The following is a 16,088-nucleotide window of genomic DNA, read 5'->3' as shown; positions in this document are numbered from 1 at the left end:
CTCCTTTTTCTCGTAGATTTAAATGTCGCGGAATGCGACCGGGGGTTGCCTGTCCGGGCTTGCAACGGGAAGCGCGCAGGCCCCCGCCTCAGGTACCAGACGGATATCAACGCGGCGGTTGGCTGCACGCCCCGCCTCGGTGTCGTTACCGGCAATCGGCTGGCTGGCGCCGAAACCCTGCACGGCAAAGCAGCTGTCGGGAATGCCGCCCATGCGTTGCATCCAGTCATGCACGGCAGCGGCGCGGGCGCGGGACAGTCGAAGGTTGTTCTCGGGGTCGCCAGTGGCATCGGTATGCCCCGAGATCACGATCAGCCAGCCGGGCTGGGCCTTGATATCGACCAGCGCATTGATCAGGATCTTGGCTGAATCCGCCTTGAGCTGAGCACTGCCGCTGGCGAACAGCGACAGGCTGTCCAACCGCACCGGGCTGGCAGCCCGCGCAGGCGATGCGGCCGGTGGCGGCTCAACGTGAGCAGCCAGTACCGCCAGCAGCGCAGCGCGCAGGCGTTCGCCGCGATACAGGCCCAGGCCGAATGCCGGGGGCGCACCGTGCCGGTAGTACGCGTCCAGACGCTGGGCGTCCTGGCGCAGCACGCCCACGGCACTTTCACGCCAAAGAAACTCGCGCTGATTACGCTGGGTCGGTTGCGGGATCGCCGAATAACGTCGCAGGTCATCACTGACTTGGCGCAGCAACAGGGCGTTCTGCCACGCCGAACTGGCAAGTGCGACAACACCGGCGACAGCGAACAACCACAGCGCAACAACGCTCGCGCGTTGCACCGGGGAACGCAGCGGGCCGAGCGGCAGCAGGTTGAGCAAAGGGTCCGGGAACGGCAACACAGCATCGGCCACAACCGCCCTGTGATCCGCCAGCGCCACTTTGCTGCGTAACCATTGCTGCCACAGGTTCCCCTTCACGGCATGCGCCAATGCCGGCCCCCACGTAACTGCGCAGATCGCCACCAGGCCAGAAGCGCTACGCATGACAAGGTGCGGCAGTACCGCTTCGTGAAGCCAGGCCACAGCGCTGTTCAGTTGAATGCTGGCGTGCATCCGAGCGGCCTGCCTGAGCGAGTCAGCGGGTTGCTGTTGCCAGTCATCCAGGCTGACGCAAGCACCCGCATCACACACACGGACCTCGGCCTGCCCGCTGCCCCAACAGAACCAGGGTGCCTCGTCCTGCAGGGTTTGCAGGTAGCTCACCAGCAACAGCGGCAGCGCAACCCCGCGTTTGCGGGCCAAGGCCAGTTGATGACTGAAGGCGCGCATCTGACCGGCGAGTACCGCCCCATCACTGTGCGCGCCGGGGCTGACGCTGAACATCACGCCCAGTTGCCCGGCCCAGCCCGGCCGCAAGGCCAGAAGGTGATCGGTGATAGCCGGCAGTTGCTCCAGGCTCGGTACGCGCACGTAGCACCCTCGCTCGGTCACCCGCAGGGCCAACTGCCCGACGGCAACCCCGCCGAACAGCCCATCCAGGCCATCACCGCAGACCAGCACCACCGGCTGACGAAACCCCGCAGCGGGCAGCACCATGCCCTCGGCCAACCTCACCGACCCACGCTGCCGCTCGGCGCGCAGGCGCAGCGATACCCAGGCCCATGTCACACAGCACACCGCGATCAGCACGCCGAGCACACGCGCCCACATCGCCAGCGGAATGATGAGCAGCAACGCGAGGACGAGGACACCGGCCCACAGGTAAAGGATGCGATGCAGATTGAAGGTCATCCGCACTTACCCCTGATCAGGCAAGAGCGAGGCAATCGCATCGCTCAGCAGATGATCCAATCCCCACCACGTCGCAACCAGCAACAGGGCCACTGTCAGCAGATGAATCAAGGGCGAGCGCAGCCAGCCAAAACCCGCGCTGAGTTCGCCACCGACCACCTGCGTCGGCATGTGTTGGCTGACCTTGAACGGCGCCACCTGTGCGTTGAGAGCAGCCAATAGTTGCTCGCGTCCGGGGTCGCTCAAATCACGATAGCGCCCGCGAAAACCCAACATCAATACGCGCTGAAATACCGTCAACACATGTCGGTCCGGCGCGGGTTCGCTCAACACGTCACGCATGGCCTCGTACAGAAACTCACCGGCCTGATGACGATTGAAGAACTTGGCCTGCAGCGGTTCGCTGGCCCAGGCAGCGCGGGCATCTGCGTCGGCGCAGGTCAGCACCGTTTCGTCGAGTAGCGCGCATTGAGCATGACTGATGTGGTCGATGTTGCGCTGACTCAGGCCCGCCCGTTCAAGGTGCTGCCGAGCTTGCTCAACCTGTTCGATACAAAGCTGGCCCAACTCTCGGCCAGGTTGAACCGAGGCGCCCTGGCGCAACTCGACCACCAACAGATAGGTGTCCTGTAACAGCGCATCGATATCCACCGCTGCTGCGGCTTGCTCGTTGGAAGGCTTCGGTTTCATGAGCGCAGCACCGCAAACAGTTCCAGCTTGACGTCGACCAAGCTGCTGGGAACGTAGAAAGCACAGACCCCTTCGTCCAGCACCGCCTGCCCCTTGGAATGCCCGAGGTCCAGGGCGAAGTACTGATTTTCCAGGCGCAATGGAATCGCCGCCGGCACATGGCTGAGGGACTGCAACGGCACCCCGTCGAGCGCCGCGTTGATCAGATAATCGACCTCATCCGGCGTACCGATCTTGCACAGGCGCGGGAACTGGTCCTGCACCTGCGCCGCCGGTAGCCGACTGCGCACCGACAGATAGAAATCGGCCCCCTCACGCTCGCGCAAGCGCGGGTCATTCAGCGTGACTTGCCAACGATTGGCCCCCTGCACCTCCAGGCTCAAAGCAATGACCCGCGACGGCAGACTGGCCTCCAACAACAGCGACAGGGTGTGCATCAGCGGCGGGAATACCGCCTCCAACGAGGTGTGCCGATAAGCGGGGATTTTGTCTACGTCGTGTTCCAGCGAAAACGTGAGCAGGCCACCGGCGAGCTTGATCAGTTGCTGGTAGACCTGCTCGGGGTGGCGCGCGGGAAACTCCCGAAGATCGGCCAATACCGGCTGGTAGGTATTCAAGGCATTGAGCAGCCAGAACAGCGACACGTCGGCGACGGCAAAGTCGGCCATGCGCTGATTGCTTTCCCGCCGCATGCCCATGAGCCGTTGCCGCTTGGCGGACAATTGCGTCAACAGGTTGTCCAGCTGGTTCAGCAACCCCGGGTGCGCGGCGAAGCTCAGCAACGGCGGCACATAGCCCGGGTCGAGGCTCCAGGCGCCCTGCCCGTCGCGCACCAGGCGCGCGAGCGGACACGTCATGTAGTCCGCATTATCGTCGCGCTGCAGGCGCAGGCTCAGTGCATGCTCCAGCACGCCTATCGACTGCACCTCATCGGCATACATATCCTGTACGTCGCGCCAAGACTGGCGATAGCGTGTGGGCCGATCGGCCCTGCCACCGTCGAACAGGCAGTTGTCGCCATTCGCCTGTTCCAGGGGCAAGGCCAAGTGCAATAACGCGTCCTGATCTTCGTCGGCCAGCAACTGCGCCAGCTCCAAGGCCGGAGGCAGGCGGTCGACCTGCTCGGTGTCGATCCAGGTGCCATCGGGCATGCGGACCCGCAACTGAGTCGCCTTGAGCTTACCCAGCCGTAATGCATCCAGGTCGAACCCTACCGCCTGGACACCCCAGGGGTGCGCCAGGGCCAGGTGCGCGAGTTGTTCGTTGGTCCAAGCCTCCCAGCGCGCCTGTTGCTGGAATTGTTGCGGCGACAGCAACGCCCCGGCGGCCCACAGAGGGCGATCGATATTCATGGCATCGTTTCCCTACGACTGAATCAGGCTTTGGCCTTGGGCATCTGCGAAACCAGTGACAAGTTCACGTCCATACCCTCGACCTGGAAGTGCGGCACGGCATACAACTTGACGCGGAAGAAACCGGGGTTGTCCTCGATGTCTTCCACCGTGACCTTCGCCTCCCGCAGCGGGTGTGAGGCCTGCAAGTCATCGCCCGGATCAGTCATCTCGGTGACCAGCCCGCCGATCCACTTGTTCAACTCCAGCTCCAGCAAACGCCGGTCCTTGGTGGTGCCAATGTTTTCGCGCTGGATCAGCTTCAGATAGTGAGCAATGCGTGACAGCAGAAAAATGTAAGGCAGACGTGCGTTGATTCGACTGTTCGCGGTGGCGTCGGCCGTGTCGTACAGCGCCGGCTTTTGCGCGGAGTTGGCCGAGAAGAAACACGCATAGTCGCGGTTCTTGTAGTACGAGAGCGGAATGAAACCGAGGTTGGCGAACTCGAACTCACGGGTTTCCGGAATCATCACTTCGGAAGGAATCTTGACCTGATTGCCGGTGCCCAAGTCATACAAATGGATAGGCAGTTCAGTGACCGCACCACCCGACTGCGGCCCACGTATCTGCACGCACCAACCGTTGCTGATGAAGCTTTTGACCATGTTCGCGGCAAAGGCAAACGATGCGTTGGTCCACAGGTACTTGTGGTGATCCGGCCCTTTGACATTCTCGACGTAATTGAAGCTGCGCACAGGAACGGTGTCGGGCCCGTAGGGCAAGCGCCCCAGGACCCGCGGCATGGTCAGGCCGATGTAACGCGCGTCGTCACTGTCACGGAATGACTTCCACTTGATGTATTCGGCACGATCAAAATAGTTGCCGATGTCCTTGATCGCGGCCACCTCCTCCATGGTTTCCTTGCCGAAGAACGCTGGGCCTACAGCCCCCACAAACGGCATGTGGGCGGCGGCGGCGACTTTGGAAATATTGCGCAGCAGCGCGATGTCCTGAGGCCTGCGATCGAATTCGTAGTTTGAAATAGCCGCCGCAATCGGCTCGCCCCCCGGGGTGTCGTACTCCTGCGTGTAGGTATGCAGGTACAAGCCGCTCTGGGCAATTTCAGGCGCGTCCTCGAAGTCTTGCACCAGGTGGTCCTTGCTGACATCCAATAGTTCTATGCGAACGTTCTGACGGAAATCCGTCTGATCAATCAGCGATTTCACACCGCGCCAGGTTGACTCGACGCGCTGGAAGTCCGGATGGTGCATGACCGCATCGAGTTGACGGCCAATCTGCCGGTCCAACGAAGCAATATGCTCATCCAACAGGACTTTATCCAAACGCTCGATTTTTTGCGGCGATTGCTTAAGCAACTTTAAAAACACACTGACCGCTGCCGTCACCCGCTCATCGGCGGACACCTCGGACAGCGCATCCGAGTTCTGAAAGATATCAATACCGACCAATTCAGCAACAGGACTTAAATTAATCTTGTTAAACAGCGCAGCATAAACACCCGCAGACTCTTCAGACAACACTGTGGCGCCGCGCGCTTGCACGTTGGAATGCTCTAAGGACATGATTTAACTTCCCTTTTAAATTACCGCTATGAATTAACGCTCTTCTTCAGGCGCCAAGGCAGCCAACTCAGCGCGCAGTTCGTCACTGAGCGCGTCATCCTTGAGGATGCGCTCCAACTCATGGCGGAAGGTCACGTTGTCCAGCAGATTCGATTTGAGATCACGCAACAGGTTGCGCATCGCCAATAACGCACGCAGTTGTGGAATCTGCCGTGCGACCTGCTCAGGCTCGAAGTCCTTCATGCACCGGAAACTCAGTTCGACAGCGGTGTCGGACGCATCGTCGTCCAAGGTGTTGTCGACAGCCAGCTTCAGACCCGGCGAGAACTCGCCCAGGACGCTGTCAAAGTTGTTCTTATTGATATCAACCTTGCCGCGCTCGGAGAGCGGGCGCTGTTCTTTACCGTTACTGTAGTCACCCAGCACCATCAGTTTCAAAGGTAACTCAACCTTTTTCTGCGCACCGCCAGTATGCAGGTCGAGCTTGATATTAACCCTGGCCTTGGGCACTTCATTTTGAAAGCTGCTTAGCGTCATCGTTTCATTCCGTGAGTTATCCAACAGCATTGATCTGCGGTCAGATGGAAATTAAAACCGGAATCCAATCAACTTAAATTCCCTTTCCGGAAACCAAAGCGCTACATGGCACATGGCGTCCGCTTGCTCACTAGAATGAAGTATCACTGCCGGAACTTACCAGCCCCCGGATCACGGACGGGAACTTTCCATTGCGCATCAGGGATATTTCCCACAAAGCACAAAGATTATCTTTCTTGCAAAGATTATTGAAGATTTAAACCACAGACAGGGATCCAGATGTCGGATATTTCTTAACTGCGCCGGCGCCCAATAAAAGATCAGTATAAATATACAAACCCATATAAATTTCTTTCAATATCCTCCATTGTTTATAGTACTAAAACCTATAAAAAACACCCACGTGCCGACCAGAAGATAAACCATCTCCGTCTCAGCTTTACATCATAAACATTGAACTCCAGCAAAAAACGCCTACACCTCGCGCGCCTTGACCTTCAAATGCCGCGCATACCATGGCCGCTTCGACACCCGTTTGAACAAACCCTGCAGCGCTTCGTCTTGCGCAGCAAACGTAATTCGCAGGGCGAGCTTCATGATCTCTGGGTCCATCTCCATCGAACGCCCCCTCTGCAAGCCTGGCGTGGTGCTGCAGCCATGGGTATCCGGGCCCAGCCACGGGTCGCCGACTTCAACCCACCGCCCCGGCGCGAACCATGCCACGCCGTTGACCTCCAGGCGGCTGACCTGGTCGGGATGGAAGCGCTCATGGGCGCGGAACCAGTCTTCGATGCGGTCGTCGATCCAGCCATGGAAGTGCCAGAACACCGGGTTGACGTGGGAGGAAAACGGATCGCCAAGAAAGTCGTTTTCGGGTGCATACCAACGCGCGGCAAAGTCTGCCGGGTCGCGGGCGAAGGGCACGGGGGCGCCGTTGGAGGGGTCGCGGGGCACCGAGGCCCAGCGCATGTGCAGCCAGTCATGCAGGCCCAGTTCCATTTCGGAGCCGAGCTGGCCCAGGGTCAATTTGGCCAGGTATCGCGGGTCGCGGTATTGGGATTCCCAGACCTGGAAGTTGCTGTGGTAGGTCTCGGCGGCTTTGATATCGCTGACCCATTGGGTGTAGTCGCCGTCGTCCGGCGCCAGCCAAGTGGGTGGCAGGGCAAAGCCGTCATGGTTGTCGAAGTAGCGCAGGAAGCCCAGGCGATCACGTTCCAGGGCCGGTTGTGGTTCGGGGAAGGCGGACCACGACGGCAAGTCTTGCATCGAACGTGCGGTGCCGAGCATATGCCGATGCATGAAGAAGAAGTCGATGCCCGAGCCGTTGCGATCCTTGAGCTTGCCCCGTGCGTCGCGCTCCTTGCCCCGTGGGCCGGGCTGCCAGCCGATGCCACGCAAGGCGTCGCGTTTTTCCTCGGAGAGCTTGTGCCATTGGTCGCGCGTGGCGTGCCACAGTTGGTGGAACAGGCGGTGCTCGGGGGAAATCAGCCAGGCCAGCAGCGAAGGGTTGAGACCGATGCGTTGGCGGGCTTCGGGAAACGGCTGTTTGTGGGCAACAAAGCGATTATCCGGCGCGGTCAGCGCCAGGGGGCGGTCGAGGTCGAGGATCTGCCCGCTGAGTGTGCCGCTGCCGGCGTTGCCGAAGACGCCCCAGACTTCATCGACGGTCATGCTGAATTCATAGGCCGGCGCGCCATCGGCTGCATCACGGTCGATCAGCCGCCAATAGAGCTCGGTGCCCTCGCCCGCGAGCAAGTCACCCAACACGCGATAACGGGGTTCGCCATCGCCGCGCAGGTGCTCGGCCGTGTCGAGATAACCACGCAGGCCACGCCCACGCGGCGCGACATCGAGCAGCAACGCCAGGCCCTGCGCGGGCAAACCCTTGAGGCCGGCATCGCGGCCTTCAAGCCGCAGGTTCCACACCCCGCGCAACGTGTTCGCCAGGTGCTGGCCGGCGGTATCGGCAAGATCCACCGTGGCTTCGCCGGGGGTGATGGGGAATTCTTCACGCGTCCACTCGCGATGGGCATATAAGGCCGCCGGCACGGCGGCGCCAGTCAGCGCCAGGCCTGCGATGAACCCACGTCGAGAGATCGTCATTGTCTACCTTAGGAAACGGCGTTATCAGAGCTAGAACGTTTACTCGCGCGGGAAATTTACCGCGCCGTCGCCGAGGCCTAAATTTCCGCGCTCATCGCTCGTTCTTCCCAGATAGCAAAGGCCTCAACTGACTGAGACGGCAATGACAAAACCACGTTCGAAAAAGGCGCTGTTTATCGGCCTGCCACTGGCATTGGCCATCGGCGCCGGGGCCGGTTTCCTGGCCTGGGATCATTGGTTCCGAGGCAATGCCGGCTACCCGCTGGCGGTGATCAAGCAGGCCAATGACCTGCAGGAGCGCCTGTTGTCGTTCGACAGCCATATCACCGTGCCGCTGGATTTCGGCACTGCCGGCAATGAGGCCGACCACGACGGCAGCGGCCAGTTCGACCTGGCCAAGGCGCGTCGCGGGCGATTGTCCGGGGCGGCGCTGACGGTTTTCGGCTGGCCGGAAATCTGGAACGGCGCCAATGCTCCCCACAGGCCCAGCGACGGCTTTGTCGAGGAAGCCCGCCACGAGCAGGAAGTGCGCTACAAAATCATCTCCGGCATGCTGCGCGACTTCCCCAACGAAGTGGGCATCGCCTACACCCCGGATGACTTCCGGCGCCTGCATGGCGAAGGCAAATTCGCAATCTTTATCAGCATGCTCAACGCCTACCCGCTGGGCAGCGACCTGAACCAACTGGACCTGTGGACAGCACGCGGCATGCGTATGTTCGGCTTCAGCTATATCGGCAATAACGCCTGGTCCGACTCGTCGCGGCCACTGCCATTTTTCAATGACTCCACCGACGCTCTCGACGGCCTCTCGGACATCGGCCAGCAAGCGGTACACCGCCTCAATGACCTGGGGGTGATCATCGATGTGTCGCAAATGTCGACCAAGGCCCTGGAACAGGTTGCGCAGTTGAGCCGCACGCCACTGGTGGCCTCCCACTCGGCGCCACGCGCGGCGGTGGATATCCCGCGCAACCTCAGCGACAAGGAACTGCAACTGATCAAGCGCAGCGGCGGCGTGGTACAGATCGTGGCCTTCTCCGCCTACCTTCGCCCGCTGAGCCAGCCGACCCAGGACAAGCTCAACAGCCTGCGCGCCCGCTTCGACCTGCCACCCCTGCCCAACCTGGCCGTGGCCCTGATGCCGGGCGACGCAATCATCGCCGCCTGGCCCGAGCACACGTTCGGCGAGTACGCCAGCGCGCTGTACGCGATCCTCGATGACGAACCCAAGGCCACCCTCAAGGACCTGGGCGATGCCATCGACTACACCGTGCGCAAGATCGGCATCGACCATGTCGGCCTGGCGTCGGACTTCAACGACGGCGGCGGTATCGACGGCTGGAACAACGTCGGCGAAATCCGCAACGTCACCGCCGAGCTGATCCAGCGCGGCTACTCCGAAGCCGACATCGCCAAGCTGTGGGGCGGCAACTTTCTGCGGGTGTGGGACCAGGTACAAAAAGCCGCCAAGCCCTTGGCCAACCGCTCATCACCCTCGACGTAAGCCCGTGAGCACAACATGACCGTGCTGAGCCAGCGGTGGCGACGCACGCCCTTTGCCCTTTGAACGAGAGGCCCACATGACGCCATCCGCCCCCCTGACCGCTTTGGCCCTCACCGCCCTGTGCGCAGCGCTGCTGCCCAACCTGGCCGAGGCCGCCACGCCGCAACCCGGCAAAGTATTCAAGGACTGCAAGGACTGCCCGGAAATGGTGGTGCTGCCCGCCGGCACTTTCACCATGGGCACGCCCGACGATGAGGTCGGCCGCGAGCCGGACGAAGGCCCGATGCATGCCGTGACCTTCGCCAAGCCGTTCGCCATGAGCCGCTTCCAGATCACCGCTGGCGAGTGGGACAGCTATATCCGCCAGACCGGGGTCAAGATCGCCGACGGCGACACCCGCCCCGGCCGCGAATGCATCGCCAGCAAGCCGCGCTACCCCCAGAGCCCGCGTCAGCCGGCAGTGTGCATGGACATGGACGACATCAAACACTACGTGGCCTGGCTGTCGAAAAAGACCGGGCAGCCGTACCACATGGTCAGCGAAGCCCAGCGCGAATACGCCGCGCGCGCCGGCTCCAGCGGGCCCTTCCCGTTTCCGTTCGACGAGGGCAAGGGTTACAGCATTGCCGAACATGCCAACACCTACGGTCCGGCGGATGGCTACAGTTTTTCCTCGCCGGCCGGCAGCTACCCGCCGAACGCATTCGGCATGTACGACATGCACGGCAACGTCTACGAGCGCGTGGCCGACTGCGAACACCCCAACTACATCGGCGCACCGACCGACGGCAGCGCCTGGGCGGAACCGAACTGCGAGAGCTTCCAGATCCGTGGCAATGACTGGGGCGAAGCGCCAGTGTTCTCGCGCTCGGGCAATCGCAACAACATCTACCCGCAGACACGCGGGGACTGGATCGGCTTTCGGGTAGTGCGCGACCTGTAACAACAAATCCCCTCACTGCACCCACTGCACCCGCAGCACCCACCGCACCTACTGCACCTACTGCACCTACTGCACCCGCTGCACCCGCTGCACCCACTGCACCTACTGCACCCGCTGCACCCGCTGCACCCGCTGCACCCGCTGCACCCGCTGCACCCGCAGCACCCACCGCACCTACTGCACCCACTGCACCCGCTGCACCCACTGCACCCACTGTAGGAGCGAGCTTGCTCGCGAAGCCCCCGAGTACGCCGCGTTTATCCAGGATAAACGCGTTATCGTTGGCGATTTTCGCGGGCAAGCCCGCTCCTACAGGGGGCGTGCGTCAGCCCTGCTGAGCCAACCGTTCCAAACCTTCATGCAACGCCGGAAACAGGCTGTTGTTGAAGTTGTTCCAGCGCAATTCGAGGATGGTGTCGTCCGGGGAAATCTCGGTCTTGAGCACGTCGTGGAACACTTCTCCGGAGTCGATGCCGTTGTCCACGTAGTGGAACGAGGCACCGGTCAGGTACAGCGGCTCGCACGGCTGCGTCTCCTTGGTCGTCCAATCCACCACCGCCTGGCCACGGGCACCGTACAAGGCGTTCCAGGTGGCGTAGGCGCCCCGGCGCTCGTAGGGCGATTCGATACGGGTAATGCCCGGGTGAATGTTCATGATCCGCCGCGCAAATGGCGCACCCGGGCGCACCAGCTCATCGAGGATCACCAACAGGCCGTCCAGCACCACGATATCGGCCTTCAGCTCCACCAGCGTGTCGTGCAGGCGGCGTTCGAAGTCCTGCTTGCCGGCGATGTGTTGCGCGCTGCCACGCGGCAGGCGGCGGTAGGTGGACGGCACGCTCAGCAGCAAATCGTTGACCAGACACCCCTGCACCCGCAGGTCCGCCGGGTACAGCCACTGGCGGCCCGGCGCATAGGCAAAGCCATAGTCGGCGACCAATTGCCGGTCACGCGGGTTTTGCTCGTCGTCGTCATACACCACGCCCACCAGGTTATAGGCCTCGCCCAGCGACGTATCGTTGAGCGAGCCCACCAGAAACTCCAGCACCGACTTCATGTAGCGCTCGTGGTCCTTATAGGCCACTGGCTGCCCGGCCTTGTCGGCGGCGGCATTTCTCAGGGACCACACATACACCAGGTTCTTTTTCGTCATTGGTTCGCTCTCACTGGATAGATCCGGCACGCGACCCTACGCGTGCGCCTACCCAACAAGAACGAACCAGGCAGCGGGCAATTTATCCGCCACCGCCACCGCCGGGCACGCCGCGCTAAATACTCGCGCCGACGCTTCGTTTGTCATGGGTAAGGGTCTGTGTGCCCAGCCCCCTCCATTCACTTTCCGGGAAGTACCTATGACCGACCCCAAGCGCGGCGCCTTCAGCGGTTTGCTCGCATTGCTCAGGCCCTTTCGCGCCATCGTGAGCGTCTCCGTCGCCCTGGGCATGGCCGGTGGCCTGGCCATCACGCTGCTGCTGGCGACTATCAATAATGCGCTGCACTCCTCCGCGGGGATGACCCAGGGGGTGATTCTGACGTTTGCTGCGCTGTGTGTGCTGGCGCTGGTCAGTTCGATCATTTCCGATATCGGCACCAATTACGTCGGCCAACGGATCATTGCCGCCCTGCGCAAGGACCTCGGCGAAAAGGTGCTGTCGGCGCCGATCGGGCAGATCGAGGGTTATCGCTCCCACCGGCTGATCCCGGTACTGACCCACGACGTCGACACCATCAGCGATTTCTCCTTCGCGTTCACACCGCTGGCCATTGCGGCCACAGTGACCCTGGGTTGCCTGGGCTACCTGGCCTACCTGTCGGTACCGATGTTCCTGATGATGGTGGTCGCCATCGTGATCGGCAGTGCCGTGCAGTTCATCGCCGGCGGCAAAGGCATCCAGGGCTTCGACCTGGCGCGCAGCCACGAGGATGAGCTGCAGCGTTACTACAACGCCATTGCCTCCGGCGCCAAGGAACTGCGCATGCACCGGCCCCGGCGCTTTCGCATGAACACCCAGCGCATTCAGGAAACCGCCGACCGCATCGCCGACATCCAGGTGCGTTCCGTGAACATCTACATCCTTGCCAAGACCTTTGGCTCGATGTTGTTCTTCGTGGTGATCGGCCTGGCCCTGGCGATGCAGGCCTATAACCCCAACCCCGACCCTAGCGTGATCACCGGTTTCGTCCTGGTGCTGCTGTACATGAAAGGCCCGCTGGAACACCTGCTCGGCTACCTGCCGGTGGTGGGCAAGGCGAAGATTGCATTTGGTCGTATCAGTGAGCTGTCACAGCGCTTCTCCTCGCCGGAACCGCACCTGCTGATGGATGACAGCGAAGCCCCGCAACCGGTGGTCAACAGCCTGGAATTACGCGGTGTGCGCTACAGCCCGCCAGCAGTGGCAGGCAGCGAACCGTTCCACCTGGGGCCGATCGACCTGAACATCGCCCAGGGCGATATCGTGTTCATCGTCGGCGAAAACGGCAGCGGCAAGACCACCCTGATCAAGCTGCTGCTGGGGCTGTACCCGCCGCAGGCCGGGGAAATCCTGCTCAATGGCAACGCCGTGAGCGACCCCGAGCGCGACGACTATCGCCAGCTGTTCACCACGGTGTTTGCCGATTACTACCTGTTCGATGACCTGGTCCAGGGCAGCGCCGCCCAGTCACTCGACAGCGCGACAAAATACCTGGAACGCCTGGAGATCGCCCACAAGGTCAGCGTCAAGGATGGCGTGTTCAGCACCACCGATCTGTCCACCGGCCAACGCAAGCGCCTGGCGCTGGTCAACGCCTGGCTGGAAGAACGCCCGGTGCTGGTGTTCGACGAGTGGGCCGCCGACCAGGACCCGGCCTTCCGCCGGATCTTCTATACCGAGTTGCTGCCGGACCTCAAGCGCCTGGGCAAGACCATCATCGTGATCAGTCACGACGACCGCTATTTCGATATCGCCGACCAATTGGTGCGCCTGCGCGCCGGCCAGGTCGTGCACGAACTGACGCCGGCGTGAATTTTCTTTTCCGGTTTCCCGGGATAGGAACGTCTCACTAGTGGTAATGATAACCAGACTCAATAAACACCTATAATTGCCCACTTAAAACATAGAAGAGAAAACACCCATGCCAGCACGACTCGGTCTCAGCCCACTGAGCAAAGCGCTATCCATGCGTCGGGCCCTGAACGTCAACCTCCTGCCGAACGCCCTGGCCCTGGCCATATCACTGCCGGTGGCCGGCTATGTGCAGGCACAAGAGATCGAGTTGGACATTCCCGCGCAGCCGCTGGGGAGCGCGCTGCAGGCCTTCGGTCATCAGGCCAACATGCAGGTGCTCTACAGCCCGACCGACGTGCAAGGCAAGAACAGCACCGCCGTCAAAGGCAAACTGGACCCGCAACAGGCGATCAATACCCTGCTGTCAGGAACGTCGACCACCCACAGCCTCAACGGCAATTCGCTGACCGTCACCGCCGCCGGTACCTCCGCCGGGCTGGAACTGAGCCCGACCCAGGTGACCGCCAACCAACTGGGCAACGTGACCGAAAACACCGGTTCCTATACCCCAGGCTACATCGCCACCTCGACCCGCCTGGTGCTGACGCCCAAGGAGACGCCGCAGTCGGTGACCGTCATCACCCGCCAGCACATGGACGACTTCGGCCTGAACAACGTTGACGACGTGATGCGCCACACGCCGGGCATCACCGTCTCGGCCTTCGATACCGAGCGCAGCAACTACTACGCCCGTGGTTTCTCCATCAACAACTTCCAGTACGACGGCATTCCGTCCACTGCGCGCAACGTGGCCTATTCGGCGGGTAACACCCTGAGCGACATGGCGATCTATGACCGGGTCGAAGTACTCAAGGGCGCCACCGGCCTGCTCACTGGCGCAGGCTCCCTGGGTGCGACCATCAACCTTGTGCGCAAAAAGCCCACCGCAGAGTTCCAGGGCCACGCCAGCGTGGGCGCCGGCTCCTGGGACAACTACCGCAGCGAACTGGATGTGAGCGGCCCGCTGACCGAAACCGGGAATGTCCGGGGTCGGGCGGTGGCGGCTTACCAGGACAAGCATTCCTTCATGGACCGCTATGAGCGCCAAAGCCCGGTCTACTACGGCATCATGGAATTCGACCTGTCCCCGGACACCATGCTGACCGTAGGTGGCGACTACCAGGACAGCCTGCCAAAAGGCTCGTCCTGGTCCGGCAGCTTCCCGCTGATCGACGCCCAGGGTAATCGCAACAACGTGAAGCGCTCGTTCAACAACGCCGCCGACTGGAGCAGCTGGGAGCAGTACACCCGCACCCTATTCGCCATAGTCGAGCACGACCTCGGCGATGGCTGGGTCACCAAGCTGCAACTGGACCACAAGATCAACGGCTACCACGCGAAGATGGGCTCGATCCAGGGCAGCACTCCCAACCTGGACGGCACTTCGCAGCTGACATCGGGCAAGTACACCGGCGAAACCGTCAGCGACTCCGCCGACCTATATGTGAGCGGCCCGTTCAGCCTGGGTGGCCGCGAGCATGAGTTGGTCCTCGGCGGCTCCATCAGTTCTTCCGAGTGGAACGGCAATGGCTACTGGAACCTCGCCCCCAACCTGGTGAACTTCTACAACTGGCACGGCAACGCGACCGAACCGGATTGGGGCACACCGCAGTCGAAGATCGACGACACCGTGCGCCAGACCGGCGCGTACATGACCACCCGCCTGAACCTCGCCGACGACCTCAAGCTGCTGCTCGGCGGCCGCGTGGTCGACTACACCGTCACCGGCAACAACCCGACCTACAAGGAAACCGGACGGTTCGTGCCGTATGCCGGTGTGGTCTACGACCTGAACGACACGTACTCGGTCTACGCCAGCTACACCGATATCTTCATGCCGCAGGAAAGCTACAACCGCGACCGCAACAACAAGCTGGTCGAGCCGGATGAAGGCCAGAACTGGGAACTGGGCGTCAAGGCAGACTTCCTGGACGGTCGTGTAAACGCCAGCGCCGCCTACTTCGAGATCCACGAAACCAACCGTTCCGTGTCCGACGACGAATACAACAACCGCACGCCGACACCGTCGAACTACGCGTTCAAGGGCACCAAGGCCGTGACCAAGGGTTACGAAGTCGAAATGTCGGGCGAACTGGCACCAGGCTGGCAGCTCCAGGGTGGCTATACCCACAAGGTTGTGCGCGACGACAACGACATCAAGATCTCGACCTTCGAGCCGGAAGATCAGGTCAGCGTCTACACCTCGTACAAGTTCAAGGGCAACCTCGACAAGCTGACCGTCGGCGGCGGCGCTCGCTGGCAGAGTGTTGGCTGGCAGGACATCTACAACAGCCCGAAAGGCGGCTACGAGGAGTTTTCCCAGGAATCCTACTGGCTGGTGGACCTGATGACCCGCTACCAGTTCACCAAGAACGTGTCGGCAACGTTGAACGTCAACAACATCTTCGATAAGACCTACTACACCAACATCGGCTTCTATAACTCTGCCGCCTACGGCGAGCCACGCAACTTCATGCTCAGCACCCGCTGGGACTTCTAAGGCCTGCTCGTAGCCGCCCTGGCGGCTACTGAGGGCTCCAACCCTAACGCCCCGTGCATTCATTTGCCCGGGGCGTTTTTGCAGAGGCCGGTCGTTGAACCCCACCCCAC

General features: G+C 61.6%; 11 protein-coding genes. 4 read left to right on the top strand and 7 right to left on the bottom strand.

Going from position 1 to position 16,088, the window contains the following annotated elements:
* Positions 1–18: 18 nt before the first annotated feature.
* The 6 genes from LQ249_RS13265 to pvdP form a co-directional block, all read right to left on the bottom strand.
* On the bottom strand, positions 19–1,737 hold the full coding sequence (locus LQ249_RS13265) for an OmpA family protein (RefSeq protein ID WP_108526694.1): 1,719 nt from the start codon (positions 1,735–1,737) through the stop codon (positions 19–21).
* A 6-nt stretch (positions 1,738–1,743) separates the two neighbouring features.
* Positions 1,744–2,427, bottom strand: coding sequence for a type VI secretion system protein TssL, short form (gene tssL, locus LQ249_RS13260; RefSeq protein WP_232566530.1), 684 nt, complete (start codon positions 2,425–2,427; stop codon positions 1,744–1,746).
* Positions 2,424–3,779 carry a type VI secretion system baseplate subunit TssK gene (tssK, locus tag LQ249_RS13255; protein ID WP_057004772.1) on the bottom strand — a complete coding sequence of 452 codons (1,356 nt, stop codon included), beginning with the start codon at positions 3,777–3,779 and terminating at the stop codon, positions 2,424–2,426. The genes tssL and tssK overlap by 4 nt, the downstream gene beginning before the upstream one ends.
* A 23-nt stretch (positions 3,780–3,802) precedes the next feature.
* Complete coding sequence (tssC, locus tag LQ249_RS13250) at positions 3,803–5,341, bottom strand: type VI secretion system contractile sheath large subunit (protein WP_104903369.1); 1,539 nt, start codon at positions 5,339–5,341, stop codon at positions 3,803–3,805.
* A gap of 33 nt (positions 5,342–5,374) precedes the next feature.
* Positions 5,375–5,878, bottom strand: coding sequence for a type VI secretion system contractile sheath small subunit (tssB, locus tag LQ249_RS13245; RefSeq protein WP_046383738.1), 504 nt, complete (start codon positions 5,876–5,878; stop codon positions 5,375–5,377).
* A 474-nt stretch (positions 5,879–6,352) separates the two neighbouring features.
* Positions 6,353–7,981 carry a pyoverdine maturation tyrosinase PvdP gene (gene pvdP / locus LQ249_RS13240; protein ID WP_232566529.1) on the bottom strand — a complete coding sequence of 543 codons (1,629 nt, stop codon included), beginning with the start codon at positions 7,979–7,981 and terminating at the stop codon, positions 6,353–6,355.
* Between the two features lie 142 nt (positions 7,982–8,123).
* Here pvdP and pvdM point away from each other — a divergent pair, with 142 nt between their 5' ends.
* A complete protein-coding gene (gene pvdM, locus LQ249_RS13235; RefSeq protein ID WP_046383740.1) occupies positions 8,124–9,488 on the top strand; it encodes a pyoverdine-tailoring dipeptidase-like protein PvdM in 1,365 nt (454 codons plus the stop codon).
* 76 nt (positions 9,489–9,564) lie between these two features.
* The gene (pvdO, locus tag LQ249_RS13230; protein ID WP_232566528.1) at positions 9,565–10,431 is read left to right on the top strand and encodes a dihydropyoverdine dehydrogenase; all 867 of its coding nucleotides are present in this window, start codon (positions 9,565–9,567) and stop codon (positions 10,429–10,431) included.
* 325 nt (positions 10,432–10,756) lie between these two features.
* Here the strand turns inward: pvdO and LQ249_RS13225 are convergent, their stop codons facing one another.
* Positions 10,757–11,584: a N(5)-hydroxyornithine transformylase PvdF gene (locus LQ249_RS13225; RefSeq protein WP_046487061.1), complete on the bottom strand. Its 828-nt coding sequence runs from the start codon at positions 11,582–11,584 to the stop codon at positions 10,757–10,759.
* 199 nt (positions 11,585–11,783) lie between these two features.
* On the opposite strand from LQ249_RS13225, the gene LQ249_RS13220 reads away from it, so the two are divergent.
* Positions 11,784–13,436, top strand: a complete 1,653-nt coding sequence (locus LQ249_RS13220; RefSeq protein WP_046383743.1) for a cyclic peptide export ABC transporter — start codon at positions 11,784–11,786, stop codon at positions 13,434–13,436.
* Between the two features lie 109 nt (positions 13,437–13,545).
* Positions 13,546–15,978 carry a TonB-dependent siderophore receptor gene (locus LQ249_RS13215; protein ID WP_199918507.1) on the top strand — a complete coding sequence of 811 codons (2,433 nt, stop codon included), beginning with the start codon at positions 13,546–13,548 and terminating at the stop codon, positions 15,976–15,978.
* The last annotated feature ends 110 nt before the right edge of the window (positions 15,979–16,088 follow it).

Origin of the sequence: Pseudomonas sp. 7-41 (genome assembly GCF_021233075.1) — a bacterium.
In the GTDB taxonomy this organism is placed as follows: Bacteria; Pseudomonadota; Gammaproteobacteria; order Pseudomonadales; family Pseudomonadaceae; genus Aquipseudomonas; species Aquipseudomonas veronii.
The sequence above is the reverse complement of the archived record's forward strand: the minus strand, read 5'-3'. Positions and strand labels throughout refer to the sequence as shown.